Origin of the sequence: Rhodanobacter sp. 7MK24, from assembly GCF_014842995.1 — a bacterium.
In the GTDB taxonomy this organism is placed as follows: Bacteria; Pseudomonadota; Gammaproteobacteria; order Xanthomonadales; family Rhodanobacteraceae; genus Rhodanobacter_A.
Genome location: NZ_JACYXL010000006.1, coordinates 156,332 through 173,084 on the forward strand (window position 1 = coordinate 156,332; position 16,753 = coordinate 173,084).

The 16,753-nt window shown below is 66.3% G+C and carries 12 protein-coding genes; 5 read left to right on the forward strand and 7 right to left on the reverse strand.

Annotation, left to right across the window (positions count from 1 at the left end; all coding sequences use genetic code 11):
- Positions 1-70: 70 nt before the first annotated feature.
- The 4 genes from IHE49_RS11765 to IHE49_RS11780 all read left to right on the forward strand — a co-directional run bounded on the left by IHE49_RS11765 (position 71) and on the right by IHE49_RS11780 (position 4,373).
- Positions 71-826, forward strand: coding sequence for a uroporphyrinogen-III synthase (locus tag IHE49_RS11765; protein ID WP_192158058.1), 756 nt, complete (start codon positions 71-73; stop codon positions 824-826).
- Between the two features lie 53 nt (positions 827-879).
- The gene (locus IHE49_RS11770; RefSeq protein WP_192158060.1) at positions 880-1,992 is read left to right on the forward strand and encodes a uroporphyrinogen-III C-methyltransferase; all 1,113 of its coding nucleotides are present in this window, start codon (positions 880-882) and stop codon (positions 1,990-1,992) included.
- Entirely contained in the window at positions 1,989-3,242 is a 1,254-nt protein-coding gene (locus IHE49_RS11775; RefSeq protein WP_192158061.1) for a heme biosynthesis HemY N-terminal domain-containing protein, read from the forward strand. Before IHE49_RS11770 ends, IHE49_RS11775 begins: the two co-directional genes overlap by 4 nt.
- Before the next feature lie 234 nt (positions 3,243-3,476).
- Positions 3,477-4,373 (forward strand): crotonase/enoyl-CoA hydratase family protein, encoded by an 897-nt coding sequence (locus tag IHE49_RS11780; RefSeq protein ID WP_192158062.1) that lies wholly within the window; start codon positions 3,477-3,479, stop codon positions 4,371-4,373.
- Here the strand turns inward: IHE49_RS11780 and IHE49_RS11785 are convergent, their stop codons facing one another.
- From IHE49_RS11785 to polA, 6 genes are all read right to left on the reverse strand, one after another.
- Positions 4,374-6,557, reverse strand: a complete 2,184-nt coding sequence (locus IHE49_RS11785; RefSeq protein ID WP_192158221.1) for an ATP-binding protein — start codon at positions 6,555-6,557, stop codon at positions 4,374-4,376.
- 4 nt (positions 6,558-6,561) lie between these two features.
- A complete protein-coding gene (locus IHE49_RS11790; protein WP_192158065.1) occupies positions 6,562-7,620 on the reverse strand; it encodes an HD domain-containing phosphohydrolase in 1,059 nt (352 codons plus the stop codon).
- 345 nt (positions 7,621-7,965) lie between these two features.
- Positions 7,966-8,403: a GNAT family N-acetyltransferase gene (locus IHE49_RS11795; protein ID WP_192158067.1), complete on the reverse strand. Its 438-nt coding sequence runs from the start codon at positions 8,401-8,403 to the stop codon at positions 7,966-7,968.
- A gap of 72 nt (positions 8,404-8,475) precedes the next feature.
- Positions 8,476-10,770, reverse strand: a complete 2,295-nt coding sequence (locus IHE49_RS11800; protein ID WP_192158069.1) for an ATP-dependent DNA helicase — start codon at positions 10,768-10,770, stop codon at positions 8,476-8,478.
- Positions 10,771-10,796: 26 nt separating this feature from the next.
- The gene (locus tag IHE49_RS11805; protein ID WP_192158071.1) at positions 10,797-11,015 is read right to left on the reverse strand and encodes a hypothetical protein; all 219 of its coding nucleotides are present in this window, start codon (positions 11,013-11,015) and stop codon (positions 10,797-10,799) included.
- Between the two features lie 451 nt (positions 11,016-11,466).
- Complete coding sequence (polA, locus tag IHE49_RS11810; RefSeq protein WP_192158073.1) at positions 11,467-14,253, reverse strand: DNA polymerase I; 2,787 nt, start codon at positions 14,251-14,253, stop codon at positions 11,467-11,469.
- A 93-nt stretch (positions 14,254-14,346) separates the two neighbouring features.
- Between polA and IHE49_RS11815 the strand changes: the two genes are divergently transcribed.
- A complete protein-coding gene (locus IHE49_RS11815; RefSeq protein WP_225578397.1) occupies positions 14,347-14,892 on the forward strand; it encodes a DUF2782 domain-containing protein in 546 nt (181 codons plus the stop codon).
- Positions 14,893-15,103: 211 nt separating this feature from the next.
- On the opposite strand, the gene purH is transcribed toward IHE49_RS11815, so the two are convergent.
- Positions 15,104-16,714, reverse strand: coding sequence for a bifunctional phosphoribosylaminoimidazolecarboxamide formyltransferase/IMP cyclohydrolase (gene purH, locus IHE49_RS11820; protein WP_192158075.1), 1,611 nt, complete (start codon positions 16,712-16,714; stop codon positions 15,104-15,106).
- Positions 16,715-16,753: the final 39 nt, after the last annotated feature.

A 16,753-nucleotide genomic window follows, 5' to 3' on the forward strand; every position in this document is an offset into this window, starting at 1 on the left:
GCGCGAAGCCCCTGGCTATACTCGCGACCTGTTGCCCGCGCGCGATGCGGGCTGGACCGCCGGGCACCGCATGGGTCGCAAGCCGCACATTCCGTCGTTGCATGGCCGCATCGTGGTCATCACCCGTCCGGCCGGCACCGCTGCCGCGATGGCGCGGCGCGTGCGCGCCTGCGGCGGTGTGCCGTTGCTTTTGCCCGGTCTGTCCCTGCGTGCTGTCGACGATCCGCGGTTGCCCGCAGCCATGCGTGCCGCGTTGAAGGACGAGCTGCTGGTGTTCACCAGTCCGGCGGCAGTGCGTTTCGCCGCCGCGCTGCTCCCCTTGCGCAGCAAGGCCATGGTGCTCGCGGTGGGGCAGGGCACGGTGCAGGCGTTGCGCAGGCATGGCGTGCGGGCGCAGGCGCCTGCACGGCAAGATAGTGAAGGCGTGCTCGATTTGCCGGCGATGCAAAACCTGTCAGGCAAGCGCGTGGTCTTGGTAGGTGCCCCTGGCGGTCGCCGCCTGTTGCACGGGCAACTGGCCGCACGTGGCGCGCAATGCCACGAGGTGCAGGTGTATCGACGCGTGCCCCCGCGACTGGACAGGCGGCATGTCGATGCGGTGCTGGCGTTGCCGCGTTCGGCGCGCGTGCTGCTCTCCAGCACCGAGGCGCTGCACAATCTGACGGGCTGGTTGCCCGCGTCGGCCATGGTGCGCTTGCGGAAAGCCATGGCCGTGGTCAGCAGCGAGCGCTTGGCACAAGCGGCGCAGGGCGAGGGTTTCACGCGCATCGTGCTGGCCAGGTCTGCGCTGGCTGCCGATCTGCTTGAGGCCGCCGCATCGCGTTGACGGCTTCACGAGCTTGCAACGAACGCTTGAGGGCTGCCTGTTAGCATGCCGGCATGAACGAACAAGACACCAAACCATCCCCATCGCCGGTCGCTGCGCCGCGCGCCGACAGACCGCTTCCCGTACGCGACGCTGCGCCGCGTGGCGGCAGCATCGCGCTGGCCTTGCTGTTGGCGTTGCTCGCCCTGCTGGCCGTCGGCTACGTGGGCTGGCGCCAGTGGCAACAGCGGGTCGGCATCAATGCCACCGTTGCCAATTCGAAGAACCTGCTCGACCGGGTGGATGCGCTGGAAAAAAGGCTGGATGGTCTGAAGGGTGGCAGCGCCAGCCTCATCCAGCGGCTGGATGCGTCCGACCAGCTCGACCGCGGGTTGCAAGCCGCGCAGCAGGCGCAAGGCGATCGCCTGCGCCAGTTGGAGGAGGCCGTGGGCAAGCTTTCCGAGAACACGCTCAGCGCACATGACACCGCCTTGCTGGACGAAACCGAATCGCTGCTGCGCATGGCCAAGGAGCGCTATGACCTGTTCCATGATGCGCAAGGTGCGGCCGCGGCCTATGCACTGGCCGCGCAAACGCTGGCCGCGGTGAACGACGGCGCATTCGCGGACCTGCGGCAGAACGTCGAGGCCGAACACCTCGCCCTGCTTGCCAGCCAGCCGGCTGGCCAGGATGAGGCGCTGGGCAAGCTCACCAGCTTGCGGGATGCCGTACCTGCGTTGCCGCTGAAGCCGCTGGATGCGCCGGCGGGCGCTTCGTCGTCCGGCGCGTGGTCGCGCATAACGCGTGCGCTCGCAAGCGTGGTCAGCGTGCAGCGCGACAACGGCGCGCCGTTGGCGGTGGCCGATGCGCGCTTTGCGCGCGAGCTGGTGGCGTTGGATCTCGCGCAGGCGCAGGCGGCGCTGCTCGCACATGATCCCAAGGCCTACGTCGGTGCACTGCAGCGCGCCGACGCCGGCCTTGCTGGCCAGTTCGACGGCAACGCGGATGCCGTGCAGCAGGCTCGCGCCAGCTTGAAGCAATTGGCCTTCGTCGTGCCCAACGACGCACCGGTGCAGCTTGGTGCCGCTTTGTCGGAACTGCGCAACCTGCGCGCGGTGCACGCGCTGTCGAACAGCCCTGCGCCCGCGGCGTCGGTACCTGCGCAACCCAAAGGGGCGGCGCGATGAGCTTGTGGCGCTGGATCCTGCTGTTGGTCATCGTCGCGGCGCTGGCCGCGTTCGGCTGGCATTGGGTGGCAGTCGATCCCGGCTACGTGCTGGTGCGCATCCGCGGCTGGAGGGTGGAGACCTCGCTGCTCGCCGCCGTGGTCATCCTGCTCGTGGCGTGGGCCGCCCTCGTTGCGGCATGGCGGTTGCTGCGCTGGCCGTTCGGCGCGTTGTCGCGGCGGCACCGCAGGCTCAGCCGCAAGCGTCTGGGCGAGGGCCTGATCGCGCTGATGGAGGGCCGTCATGGCGACGCCGAGCGCGATTTGAACCGCGCGTCGCGGCTGGGCACGTTGCGCGGCGTGGCCTTGCTCGCCTCCGCCGAAGCCGCCTCGCGCCGAGGCGAGCATGGCCGCGGGCTGGAAATCCTGGCCGAAGCCTCGCAGGCCGCGCCACAGGCCGCGCGGGTATTGCGCGCACGCATGCTGCGCCGAGACGGCAAGGCGGCCGAAGCCGTGGCCCTGCTGGCGCCCGATGCCGACAAGGCCGCATTGCCACCCGGCGGCTGGCGCGAACTGGCACTCTCCGCGCTGGCCGTGGGCGACACGCGGCGTGCCTTGGCTGCATTGGATCCTTTGCAGAAAAGCGGTGCGCTGGGCATGCGCGGTTACACCACGCTGGAAGCCAGGGTATTGACCGCCGCCATCAATGCCGCCCCTGATGGCGCCGCTCTCAACACCTTATGGTCGCAGTTGCCCAAGACCCAGCGCCGTGCCAACGCCGCCGTCGATGCCTACGCACGTCGCGCCGCCGGCTTTGGCCTTGTACTGCCGGCGATGGACGAACTTGAATCGGCGCTGCGCCGCGAATGGTCGCCGGAACTCGTGGAAGCCTATGGCGTGCTCGCCGGCGGCGACCTGGCTGCGCGCCTCGGTCGCGCCGAAAGCTGGTTGTCGGACCATCCCAACGACGCCACCCTGCTGCTCGCTGCCGGCCGTATCTGCGTGCGCTCCGGGCTCTGGGGCAAGGCTCGCCAATACCTCGAGCGCTCGCTGGCGTTGGAGCCGGGCAGCGGCGCATGGGAGGCACTGGGCGACACGCATGCAGGCCAGGGCGACGCCGCGCAGGCGCAACGCTGTTACCGCAATGCGCTGGCCATGGCGCGTGGCGAAACCGTGCAGTTCACGCATTCCGCCACGGCCGGCGTGATCGACACCAGCGCCATCGCGATCGAGGAACGCGACGAACATGGGGTGCCGAGGTTGCGCCGGTAGGCCTTCCGGGTCCTTTCCGGCGAGGAGCACGTGCCGGGCGGAGGATGCTCGTCACTGTGAATGCGTGACCTGATTTGCAGCTTTCCCTTGGTCCGGAGCATGCGGCTCCAGGGGCCGGACTTTTCCTTGCACTTCCGACCGTTTAGGTGCATAGAGGCCTCCGGGCCTCCCTCGATGTACCTTCCGTTCCCCGCCGGTCACGGCCCGGGCTGGCATCAACCGTCTGGAGTGACCATGGCTACCGCGATTCTCGAGAAGCTTGCTTCTGTCCCCCGTTACCCCACCCTGCGCACCACCGAGAGTGCAGATGCGTCCGTGCACTGGTGTCACATGCACGCCGATCTGGCCGCCTCGCCCGGCCGCGCCTGCTTCAAGCCGGCGCTGGTCGCCGACATCCTTCAATACCAGAACGTGCTCGGCGACAGGCTGCGCCGGGAACGCATGTATGGCGAATCAGGACTGCGGCACGTGGTGCTTGCTTCCGACTGCGATGCGTTCAACCTTGGCGGCGACCTCGAATACTTCTGCGAGGCGATCCGTCATCAGAACCGTCCTGCGCTGCTGACTTACGCCCGGCAATGCGTGCGTGGCGTGCATGCTTTCCATGCCGGGCTGGATGCCGACGTGCACAGCATCGCGCTGGTGCAGGGCGATGCATTGGGTGGTGGCTTCGAAGCCGCGTTGAGCTGCCACACCATCGTCGCGGAAGAGGGCGTGGGCATGGGATTGCCGGAGGTGCTGTTCGACCTGTTCCCGGGAATGGGGGCCTACTCCTTCCTGTGCAAACGCATCCCGCCCCAGCAGGCCGAGCGATTGATGCTTGGCGGCGACATCCTGTCCAGCGAAGAGCTCTACAAGATGGGGCTGGTGGACGTGCTGGCTCCCCGTGGGCAAGGCGCGCAGGCGGTCGAGGAAGTCATCCGTGGCAACCGCCGCATCCCGCATGCGCGGATGGCCATGCATAGAGTCCGGGCGCTGGCACAACCGGTGACGCTGGAGGAGATGATGGCGATCACCGAGATCTGGGTGGACACCGCGCTGCAGCTGGGCGAGAAGTCGCTGCGAACCATGGAAAGGCTGGTGCGCGCGCAGTACCGCCGGCACGGCGAACAGGCCGTGGTGCAGGCCTGATCATGGCGACAACGGGCTGTCCTCGCGCGCGGGTGTCCAGCTCCCGCGCGTCTGCAGCGCCTGCTCGCCGTCATGCAGGCGCTGCGTCAGGCTCTCGCAATGGCGCTGCCAGTCGCGCTCCAGTTCGAAGGCGGTCATGCGCATCAGGCCGCCACTCAACCCGGCGCACTGCACCAGGCCGAGATTGCCGGAGATTCCCTTTATGGCGTGGGCCTGGTCGCGGAACCGCTCCCAGTCGCCCTCCGCTCCGGCCTGGCGCATCCTCGCCAGCGCCAGGCGTGCGTCGACAACGCACTGATTGATGAAGTCGGCCTCGAATGTCTTTCCCATCCCAAGCGCGGCGAACTCATCCAGCACCGACATGTCCAGCACCTGCTCGGCGGAGGCGTGTACGCTCGGGCGGGCGCTTTCCACCTCCTCGCCGCTTCCACCGGTCAGGATCGTCGCGATGGCATCGAGCAGCCTTACGGCGGCAAAGGGTTTGGTGATGAAGGCGCGCGCGCCGGCATCGCGGCACACCCGCGCAGACTCGGGAGTGGCATCGGCGCTGATGATCACCACCGGCGTGCGGGTACGCGTGCCCGCCTCCATCACACGCAGCTGACGCAATAGGTCGATGCCGCTCAGTGACGGCATGTGCAGGTCCAGCAACGCCAGGTCGAAGCCTCCGCCCGCCAGCGCATCCAACGCGGCTTCGCCGTCCCCCACTGTCATCACCCGATGCCCGGCCTTCTGCAGTACGCCCTGCAGGAGCAGGCGGTTGGCGGCGTGGTCGTCGGCGACCAGGACGCGTGCCGACTTGATCCGCGCGCGATGGCGCGAGAACGGATCGGCAAACGCAATGATGTTGTGCGCCGTCGATGATGGGGGCGATATGCGCGCGTCCGCGGCTTTCGGTTTGGCGCCGGCGGATGCGGGCGCGGGTTCCACGGCGGAACCGAACGGCAGTTCGACCCAGAAGCGGCTGCCGACGTTTTCGCTGCTTTCGAACCCGATCGATCCCCCCATGGCTTCGGTCAGGCCCTTGGCGATCGTGGTTCCCAGGCCGGTGCCCTGGTGCTTTCGCGCAAGGCTGCTGTCGACCTGCTCGAATGCCTCGAACAGTTTTGCGCGTGCCGATGCGGGAATGCCGATACCTGTATCCGAAACCGTGAAGCGCAGGCGCACCTCTGTACCGACCCCGGCCGATTTCGCCACCGTCATGCGAACTTCGCCCGACGCGGTGAATTTGATCGCATTGCTCAGCAGGTTCACCAGTACCTGCTGCAGGTGATGGGGGTCGCCGCGCAGTTGCTCCGGCACCTCCGGCAATACCGTGACCGTGTATTCCAGCCGTTTCGAGCGGGCCTCGGGGCGCAGCATCAGGTTGATCTGCTCCAGCAAGGCATTCAGGTTGAAGGTTTCCTGCTTCAGCCGCAGCTTGCCGGCCTCGATCGCCGAGATGTCCAGCACATCCTCCACCAGAGCCAGCAGCGAGCGGCTGGCAGCCTGGATGGTTTCAAGATAGCCGCGCTGCTCCGTATCCAGCCTGGTGCTCGCCAGCAGCTCCGACATGCCCGACAGCCCGTTCAATGGCGTGCGGAACTCGTGGCTCATATTGGCGAGGAACCGGCTCTTGGCCAGGTTGGCGCGGCGGGCTTCTTCGATCGCGGCGGTCAGCGCCTTGAGCAGGGAGGCGAAGTACAGCGGTACCGCGATCAGGCCAAGCAGCAATCCCCAGGACAGGTAGCGGTTCTGCAGCCAATAGGGAGTGACCGTCATCATCGCCGCGAACGACAGCGCGGCCAACGCCGTGGAGGCGTACAGGTAGCGCGGTCCGTAGCGCATGCCGTTGCCGATCGAAACCCACAGGTAGGCCGCGTACAGCGGGGAGGCCGACTCCCCCTGCAGGAGCATGACCCCGCCAATCGCCGCGTAGTCGGCCAGCATGCCCAGCCAGCGCCGTACCCACGACGGTTGCGGAGCAACGAGAATGGCGGCCAGCAGGCCGATCGACAGCGCCAACTCCCCGAGCAGGATCAGCCAGGTCGAGAACAACGCCGGGCTGTCGTCGCCCCAGTCGACTTTCCAGCCGAGATAGGTGCAGAACAACATGGTGATCGCGATGCGCACGAAGACTTGCGCATGCTCACTGTCCGCGCGCCCGTGCAATCGCCGGCGTACCCAGGCCAGTGCCGGGCGCACGCGGTCAACGCCAGTCGCGATTGAGCGGAACACGGGAGAAACGTTCGCAAATGCCGCGCAGCCGCGGCAGGTTGTCCATGAGCGAGCGCACGCAGGCCGGATCCAGCATGGCGCCGCTTTGCGCGCCAATGAATTCGAGCGCTCGCTCGATATCCCAGGCTTCCTTGTACGGGCGCGGCGACAGCAATGCATCCAGCACGTCGGCTACGGTCGCCACCCGCGCCTCGATCGGGATCTCCTCGCTGGCGAGCCCGTCGGGGTAGCCGTTTCCGTTCCAATGCTCATGGTGGCGCAGCGCGATCTGCGCCCCCGCCTGGATGAAGCGGTTCTGGCTGTCCTGCAGCAGCTGGTAGCCGATGCGCGGATGCTGTTGCATGTGCAGGCGCTCCTCCGCGTTCAACGGGCCGGGCTTCATCAGGATCGCATCGGGAATGGCGATCTTGCCGATGTCGTGCAATGGCGCAGCCAGCTCGATCGTGCGTACCTGCTCCTCCGGAAGCCCCAGGCCTTCCGCAATCAGTCCGGCTATATGCGACATGCGCTCGAGGTAGGCGCTGGTGCCGGCATCGCGGAGCTCGATGGCCCGTGCGAGCCGTGACAGCGTTTCGCGCTCGCGTTCCTCCACTTCGTGCATGCTGGCCAGGAGTCGCTGCTCCAGCGACAGCGAGCGTTGCTTGATCGACTCCGACTGTTGGCGCAACTGCAGCAGGTTGCGGCAACGCGCGCGCAGCTCGCGGGGATGGACCGGTTTGACCAGGAAGTCGATCACGCCGGCGTCCAGCGCCGCCTGCCGTACCGGTTCGTCGCCCACCACCGTGACAAGCACGATGGGCACGTCCCGATTCCGCAGCGGCTTGCGAAAGGCCATGGCCAACTCCAGCCCGTCCATGTCCGGCATGCGGTAGTCCAGCAGCAGCAGGTCGGGCCGGTTGCCCTCGCACCAATCCAAAGCCGCCTGGGGCACGCCGAAATCATGCACGACGAGTTGCGGGCCGATGCCCTGCACGATATGCCGTAGCATGGTTCGTGCCGAAGGTTGGTCGTCGACGATCACGACATCCATGCAGTCCCCCTTTCAGCCAGAGCGCATGAAGGCGCGATTGTCCGCATCCTCCCCGCAATCCGGCGCCTTGGCAAGGGGCAGTCCAGGGGTCTGGACTGCCAAAAAAATGGTGGAAGACGGCGGGAAGGGAGCCCGCTTTCCCATGTCCGCGGCGAACCCATGCAGCCAACGTATCGGGTCAAGGCTGGCGTGACCGACGCCTGCGTCGTTGCGACCTGGGAATGCGACAAGCGAGTGGCGCCAAGGTTGCAGGGACAAGAAGCGAACGCTGCGTGGATTTGACCGGGTAATTGCATCCGTTCGATGCGCGCCGCGTTGCTGGTCGGGTTCGCTGGGCATCGATAATCACGTTGCCGGTTGCAGATCCTTGGTGAGGAAGATGCGGCTGGTGCCCGGCGGATCGCAGGGGATCGTCCCGAACTCGCGCCAGCCATGTTTCTTGTAGAACTCCGGAGCCTGGAAGCTGATCGTGTAGAGCACAGCGGCCCGACAACCGCGCCGCCCGCCTTCCGCTTCGGCCATCTGCAGCATCCGGCTGCCGATGCCCGATCCGCGCAGGGCTTCCGGCAGAAAGAACACGTCGAGGAACAGCAGGCCAAGAGAAGTGCGACCAGTGATTCCGCCCAAGGTTTTGCCTGTCAGGGGATCTCTCGCCAGTACGGCGAGGGGACGCCGGTCGGCGATGCCGCTGGCATCGATGTTGAACCGGTCCAGGCTGTCGGAGACCACGGCAAGATCCGCGGCTTCGGGTGCGTCCGTGACGATGATGTCCGGTGGGTTCATGGGGTTTGACGGCCTGCTGTCTGGGTCAAGTGCTTGGCGAGGAAGGAAAGGTCTGTCCGATGCTGCACGTGTCTACAGGGGCGTGAGGTTGGCATAGGCCGCCACCAGCCATTTGCTGCCTGCGTCTTCGAAGTTCACCTGCAGCCGCGTGTGCGCGCCGCTGCCCTCGGCGCTGACCACCACGCCTTCGCCGAAGCTGGGATGGTTGACGCGCTGTCCGAGCTTCACCGGCAGGTCTTCCTGCAAGGAAGGAGGATCGACATGGCGGCTGGCTCCGGCGTACAGCGGCCGGCTCACTTGCACGCGTGGGCGCACCTCGTCGATCAGTTCGGCCGGCATCTCGGCGAGGAAGCGCGAGGGGCGCGCCAGCATTTCGGTGCCGTGCATGCGGCGCGATTCGGCGTAGCTGACGACGAGGCGTTCGCGGGCGCGGGTGATGCCCACGTAGGCAAGGCGGCGTTCTTCCTCCAGCCGGCCTTCGTCTTCGGTGGAGCGCTGGCTGGGGAACAGGCCTTCTTCCAGTCCCACCAGGAACACCAGCGGGAATTCCAGGCCCTTGGCGGAGTGCAGGGTCATCAGCTGCACGCAGTCGTCCCACGCTTCGCCCTGGCCTTCGCCGGCTTCCAGCGCGGCGTGCGAAAGGAAGGCGGGCAGCTCGTCGAGGCCGGCGTCGATGTCTTCCTGCGTGCGCTCGAAGCGGCTGGCGACGTTGACCAGTTCGTCGAGGTTTTCGATGCGCGCCTCGCCGTTGCCGCGGCTGTCCTTCTCGTAGTGGTCGCGCAGGCCGGTATGGCTGAGCACGTGGTCGATCTGCTCGGCGAGGGGCAGCGTCGAAGCGCTCTCTCCTCCGGAGAGCGGGTTGGCCGAGGCGGCGGTCGAAGCGGAACTTTCCGGCGAATCCCGCCCTTCTGCTCGCTCCTCAAAGCCGGTGCCCCGCAGGGGAGAGGGCGAAAACGTGCGGGCCATCCCTTCGATCAGCGCAAGGAAAGTCTTCACCGCATTCTTCGCACGCCCGGCCAGTTCGCCGCCGGCGAGTTCGGCGAGTGCGGCTTCCCACATCGACGTGGTGTCGTGGCGTGCGCGACGGCGCAGCACGTCCAGCGTGCGGTCGCCGATGCCGCGCGGGGGCGTGTTCACCGCGCGCTCGAACGAGGCGTCGTCGTGGCGATTGGCGGTGAGGCGCAGATAGGCCAATGCGTCCTTGATTTCGGCGCGCTCGAAGAAGCGCTGGCCGCCGTAGACGCGGTAGGGGATGTTGCGCTGGGTGAGCTGTTCTTCGAAGTTCCGCGATTGCGCGTTGGAACGGTAGAGGATGGCGCAGTCGCGCGCGTTGCCGTGCTCGGCGACGTATTCGCGGATGCGCTCGATGACGAAGCGCGCCTCGTCCTGCTCGTTGTACGCGGCGTAAAGCGCGATGCGTTCGCCCTCGCCGCCGTCCGTCCACAATTCCTTGCCGAGACGGCCGCCATTGCGCGCGATCACGCTGTTGGCGGCCTTGAGGATAGTGGCGGTGGAGCGGTAGTTCTGTTCCAGTTTGATCGTGCGCGCACCGGGAAAGTCACGCAGGAACTGCTGCATGTTCTCCACTTTCGCGCCGCGCCAGCCATAGATGCTCTGGTCGTCGTCGCCCACGGCGAACACCTTGCTGCTGTTGCCGGCGAGCACTCTGATCCAGGCGTATTGCAGCGCGTTGGTGTCCTGGAATTCGTCGATCAGCAGATGCCGCCAGCGGTTCTGGTAATGCTCCAGTACGGCGGGGTTCTTCAGCCACAGTTCGTGCGCACGCAGCAGCAGTTCGGCGAAATCGACCAGGCCGGCGCGGCGGCAGGCGTCTTCGTAGGCCTGATAGATGCGTACCAGGGTGGCGGTGACGGGATGGTCGCGATGTTCGATGGCGTCGGGGCGCTTGCCCTCGTCCTTCCAGCCGTTGATCGTCCATGTGGCCTGCCGCGGCGGGAATCGCGCCTCGTCCAGTCCCAGGCCGGCCACCACGCGCTTCACCAGCCGCTGCTGGTCGTCGGCGTCGAGGATCTGGAAGCCTTCCGGCAGGCTGGCCTCGCGCCAATGCCGTCGTAGCAGGCGATGGGCGATGCCGTGGAAGGTGCCTACGGTAAGGCCCTGCGTACCGCCGGGGATCAGGCTTTCCAGCCGCGCGCGCATCTCGCCCGCAGCCTTGTTGGTAAAGGTGACCGCGAGGATCGCCCACGGTGGCACACGCTCCACCTGGGTGAGCCAGCCAATGCGGCGCGTGAGCACACTGGTCTTGCCGGAGCCGGCGCCAGCGAGTACGAGGTAGTGGCCAGGCGGTGCGCAGACGGCTTCGCGCTGCGCGTCGTTGAGCGAATCGATCAGGTGCGAGACATCCATCGCGCCAATTGTAACGGGTGCCGCGGTCAGCTCTTGCGGAGAATGCCGCCCAGAACCAGCAATGCGCCGACCACGATGCCGGCAATGCCCAGCCATTGCGGGAAAGCCTTGTCGTGCGTGGCGGTGAGCTTGGCCGAGCCGAGCTGGAACAGCGTGTCGGTGGTCTGGTAACTGCCGTGGCCGAATACCACCCACGCGCCAGCAATGAGCAAGGCGAGGCCGATGATGATCAGTGCGAAGCGCATGGTTTTTTCCGGCGATGGAACAGTCTTGAGTATGCCGGGTCGATCCGCGCAGTTGAAGTGAAAGGGCTGGACAGGGCGCAGCGGATGAAGTGGCCTGCTTGGAGAGTGCGACCATGGAGGCCGCCGTTTGATCTTGGCGATCGTGGGCGAACGCGCAATGGTGAGCAGTGCGGCCATGGAGAGTCGCTCCTGGATCCACGCGTTCGTGGACGAACGAACGACTAAACGCGCATAAAAATGGCCCCGAAGGTCAGGGGTACCTTCGGGGCCGGGGAGGCGGAGGCCCAGGGGAGAGGCTCCGCGTCCGGGTGGCTGTCCAGGGAGGTGACCAGCCGTGGGTGCCGTTGCGTACACCCGATAACTAAGAACGCGCGGCGGCGGAAAAGTTCTACGGCCTGCGCAAAGAAAAGTCAGGCTTCGTTCATTTCACGGGAAAGCAACAAATGGACGTCTAATGCGCCTCGTCCCAGTTTGCGCCAACCCCTACCTCCACCAGCAAGGGCACGGCCAGTTGTGCAGCACCCTGCATGTGCTCGCGCACCGCTTCGCGCACCAAGTCCACCGCATCGTCGCGCACTTCGAACACCAGTTCGTCGTGTACCTGCATCAGCATGTGGGCGTCGTCGCGACCGTTGAGCCATGCCGCCACGGCGATCATCGCGCGCTTGATGATGTCGGCGGCGCTGCCCTGCATCGGGGCATTCACCGCGGCGCGCTCGGCACCGGCGCGGTGGGCCTGGTTGCGTGACTGCAAGTTCTCCAGGTACAGGCGGCGGCCGAAGATCGTCTCCACGTAACCATCGCGGTGCGCCTGCGCCCGGGTGGCCTCCATGAAGGCGTGCACGCCGGGGTAGCGCGCGAAGTAGCGCGCCATATAGTCGTTGGCTTCGCCGCGGTCGATGCCGAGCTGGCGGGCGAGGCCGAACGCGCTCATGCCGTACATCAGGCCGAAGTTGATCGCCTTGGCCGCGCGGCGCTGTTCCTTGCTCACTTCCTCCATGGCCACGCCGAACACTTCGGCGGCGGTGGCACGATGCACGTCGCCGCCTTCGTGGAAGGCCTTGAGCAGGCCTTCGTCGCCGGAGAGGTGCGCCATGATGCGCAGCTCGATCTGCGAGTAGTCCGCCGCCATCACCTTCCATCCCGGCGGCGCAATGAAGGCCTGGCGGATGCGCCGCCCCTCCTCGGTGCGTACCGGAATGTTCTGCAGGTTCGGATCGGTGGAGGAAATGCGACCGGTGGCCACCGCGCCCTGGTGGTAGCTGGTGTGCACGCGGCCGGTGCGCGGGTTCACCGTGCCGGCCAGCTTGTCGGTGTAGGTGGAGCGCAGCTTGGCCAGGCCGCGGTAGTCGAGGATCAGGCGCGGCAGTGCATGTTCGTCGGCGATGGCTTCCAGCGCCTCTTCGTTCGTCGAAGGCTGGCCGGTAGGCGTCTTGAGTTTCGCCGGAAGGCCCAGCTGGTCGAACAAGATCGCCTGCAACTGCTTGGGCGAGTCGAGGTTGAACTCGCGGCCTGCTTCGGCATAGGCCTGCTGCTGCAGCTCGTGCATGCGTTTGCCGAGCTGCTGGCTCTGCTTACGCAGTTCGTCCACGTCGATCAGCACGCCGCGCTGCTCCATGCCTGCCAGCACGGGCACCAGCGGTATCTCGATCTCTTCATACACCTTGCACAGGGTGGGCACGCGTTCGAGCTGCGGCCACAGCGCGTGGTGCAGGCGCAGCGTGATGTCGGCGTCCTCGGCGGCGTAGCGACAGGCGGTGTCCAGATCCACCTGCGAGAACGAAATCTGCTTCGCGCCCTTGCCGGCCACTTCCTCGTACTTCACGGTGTCGTAGCCGAGGTACTTCTTCGCCAGCGAATCCATGTCGTGGCGTGTGGCTGTGGCGTTCCACACGTAGGACTCCAGCATGGTGTCGTGGCGCACGCCCTGCACCACGATGCCGTAGTGCGACAGGATGTTGATGTCGTATTTCGCGTGCTGGCCAAGTTTGGGCCGGCTCGCATCCTCGAAGACGGGCTTCAGCGCGGCGAGCACCGCGTCGCGCGGCAACTGCGCGGGGGCGCCGGGATAGTCGTGCGCCAGTGGAATGTAGCAAGCATGGCCCGGCTCCACCGCCAGCGACAGGCCCACGACATCGGCCAGCATCGGATCAAGCGCCGTGGTTTCGGTGTCGAAGGCGATCAGCGGCGCATCACGCAGCTTGTCCAGCCAGACGTCGAGTTGTGCCTGGGTAGTGACGAGTTCGTACTCGCCCTCCACGGCAAGATTCGCAGGCGAAAGATGGGAGCCTGGGACAGAGCCGCTCTCTCCGTGGAAGACGGGCGGAGGTGGTGGGGAGGGAGTGTCGTGCGTTCCGGCCGAACCCGCGCTCCCGGCACCTTTCCCGGCGAGAGAGGACAGATCGAGCTCCTTCAGCGCCGCCTTGAAATCGTAGCGCGTATACAGCTGGCACAGCGCGTCCGTGTCGGCGTCGCGCATCGCAAGGTCGGCGGGGCGTTGTTCCAGCACCACGTCGGTCTTGATCGTCACCAGCGCACGCGACAACGGCAGTTGCGGCAGGGCCTCGCGCAGGCTCTCGCCGATCTTGCCGCCGACCTTGGCCGCGTTCGCGACCACGCCATCCAGCGAGCCGTATTCGGCCAGCCATTTGGCGGCGGTCTTGGGGCCGCATTTGGGCACGCCAGGCACGTTGTCCACGCTGTCGCCGACCAGGGTGAGGTAGTCGACGATGCGCTCGGGCGGTACGCCGAATTTTTCCTCGACGCCGGCGCGATCCATCGTGGTGTTGGTCATGGTGTTGACCAGGGTGACGCCGGGGCCGACCAGTTGCGCCATGTCCTTGTCGCCGGTGGATATCTCCACCTCGATACCGGCCTGTTGCGCCTGCACGGCGAGCGTGCCGATCACATCGTCGGCTTCCACGCCGGGCACGCGCAGGATCGGGAAACCCAGCGCACCCACGATGGCCAGCATCGGTTCGATCTGCGCGCGCAGATCGGCTGGCATCGGTGGGCGGTTCGCCTTGTAGTGCTCGTACATCGCGTCGCGGAAAGTCGGGCCAGAGGCGTCGCTGACGAAGGCGACGTAGTCGGGCCTGGCTTTCAGCGTGGAGCGCAGCATATTGACCACGCCGAACAGTGCCCCAGTGGGCTCGCCTTGAGCATTGGTCAGCGGCGGCAGCGCGTGGAAAGCGCGGTAGAGGTAGGAGGATCCGTCGATCAGGATGAGCTTGGGCATGCGCGCATTCTTGCATGCGACGCGTGCGGGTGCGGTTCACGGGAGGGTGGCTGTCGCGCTGCTATGCTTCGCGCCTCTTTCGAGGTCGCCGCCATGAAAACTGTCGTCTGCATGCTTGCCATCTCCGCTTTTGCCGCGTCGCCGGTTTGGGCGCAATCCAGCAGCCAGTCGCCGCAGTTCGCGCCGGCACCTCCGCCGCCGGGCATGAACGATCCGGGCGTGCAGGCCGCGGCCCCAGCCCGGCCGGCGTCATCCAGCACCAACGGCAGTACACCGGCGACGGTCACAGCCACACAGGTGCCCAGCAAGCCGATTCCGCTGCCAGTGATGCCGGGCGACAACGGTGCACCGAAGACGGTAAAGCGTAATGCGCCGGCGGACGATGTCAGCGTGCATACCGAGGGCGATGCGGTATATCAGGAGTATCGTCGTGGCGGCCGCGTCTATATGGTGGTGGTCACGCAGAAGAACGGCTTGTCCTACACATACATGGTCGACAACAACGGCACGATGAGCGCCACCGACGGCGCGCCGCCGGTGAGGCCGGTGATGTACAAGATCCTGGAATGGGGCAAGAGCAAGCCGGCCGAGTCCGAGGACGATTCGCAGGACAGCGGTTCGCAAGACGGCGCACATTGATGCGTCATTCGAGGAGCGGAGCGAAATCGGCTCCGCATCCCGACCCTCTTCCTGCAGGAAGAGGTAAAGCGACGCCAGAGTGCCGGCGCGGCCTGCGTCATCTTGGTGGCGAGATTGGCGGATTGGCTCCGGTCACTTTCAGTGCCGGGATTGCCTGATTGACTTCCGTCACTTTTAGCGACGAGGTTGCTTGACTCAACTTCCGTCACTTTTAGTGACGGAAGTGCCTCATCCCGGTGAATACCATTGCCATGCCGTGCTCGTCGGCGGCGGCGATCACTTCGGCGTCGCGCATCGACCCACCGGGCTGGATCACCGCGCTGATGCCGGCCGCGGCCGCCGCGTCGATGCCGTCCCGGAACGGGAAGAAGGCGTCGCTCGCCATCACCGAACCGCGCACTTCCAGCTTCTCGTCGGCGGCCTTGATGCCGGCAATCTTCGCGCTGTATACGCGGCTCATCTGGCCAGCGCCGATGCCGATGGTCTGGCGGTGCCTGGCATAGACGATGGCGTTGGACTTCACGAACTTCGCCACCTTCCAGGCGAAGATCAGGTCGTCGATCTGCTGCGGCGTGGGCGCCACCTTGGTCACGACTTTCAGTCCTTCCGCCTTGACCATGCCGGTGTCGGCGGTCTGGATCAGCAGGCCCGAACCCACCCGTTTGACGTTGTTGCCGGGATGCGCGGCCACCAGGTCGGTACCGGCCGGCACCGGGATCTCCAGCACGCGCACGTTGCCCTTCTTGGCGAATGCCTTGAGTGCGTCGCCGGTATATGCCGGCGCCAGCACCACTTCCACGAACTGCCGCGACACGATGGCCTGCGCGGTGGCGCCATCCACTTCGCGATTGAAAGCGATGATTCCGCCAAAGGCCGAGGTGGGATCGGTCTGGTAGGCGAGGTCGTAGGCCTTGCCGATGCCGTCCAGGCTCACCGCTACACCGCATGGGTTGGCGTGCTTGACGATGACACAAGCTGGCTTGGTGAAGCTGCGCGCGCATTCCCAGGCGGCGTCGGCATCGGCGATGTTGTTGAACGAGAGCTCCTTGCCCTGCAGTTGCCTGAAAGTGGCCAGCGTGCCCGCCGCGGGATACAGGTCGCGATAGAACGCGGCGTCCTGGTGCGGGTTCTCGCCATAACGAAGGTCCATCAGCTTGACGAAGCGGCTGTTGCTTTGCGCCGGGAAGGGCTCGTGGCCGGCGATCGCTTCGTGCGCATCGTCGAGCCTGAGGCCGGAGAGATAGTCGCTGATCGCACCGTCATAATTGGCCACGTTGTTGAACGCGGCGACCGACAGCATGAAGCGCGTGGCACGCGAAAGGCCGCCATGCTGTTCGATTTCGGCGAGCGCCGTCTCGTACTGGCCGGGCGAGGTGAGTACGCTCACGTCGTTCCAGTTTTTCGCCGCCGAACGCAGCATCGCCGGGCCGCCGATGTCGATGTTCTCGATAGCGTCCTCCAGCGTGCAGCCGGGCTTGGCGACGGTGGCCTCGAACGGATAGAGGTTGAGCACCAGCAGGTCGATGGGCTGGATGCCGAGGTCGGCCATGACCGCGTCGTCGATGCCGCGTCGGCCGAGCAGGCCGCCGTGCACCTTGGGATGCAGGGTCTTTACGCGGCCGTCCATGATCTCCGGGAAGCCGGTGAGGTCGCTGACGTCTTTCACCGCAATGCCGGCATCGCGCAGCGCCTTCGCACTGCCGCCGGTGGAGAGCAGCTCGACGCCCTTCGCGGCGAGGCGGCGCCCCAGCTCGATCAGGCCGGTCTTGTCGGAAACGCTGAGCAGGGCGCGGCGGACGGGGACGACAGCGGGGGCGGGCATGGCGGCTTCCAGACGGGAAAGCCGCGAATTATAGCCCAG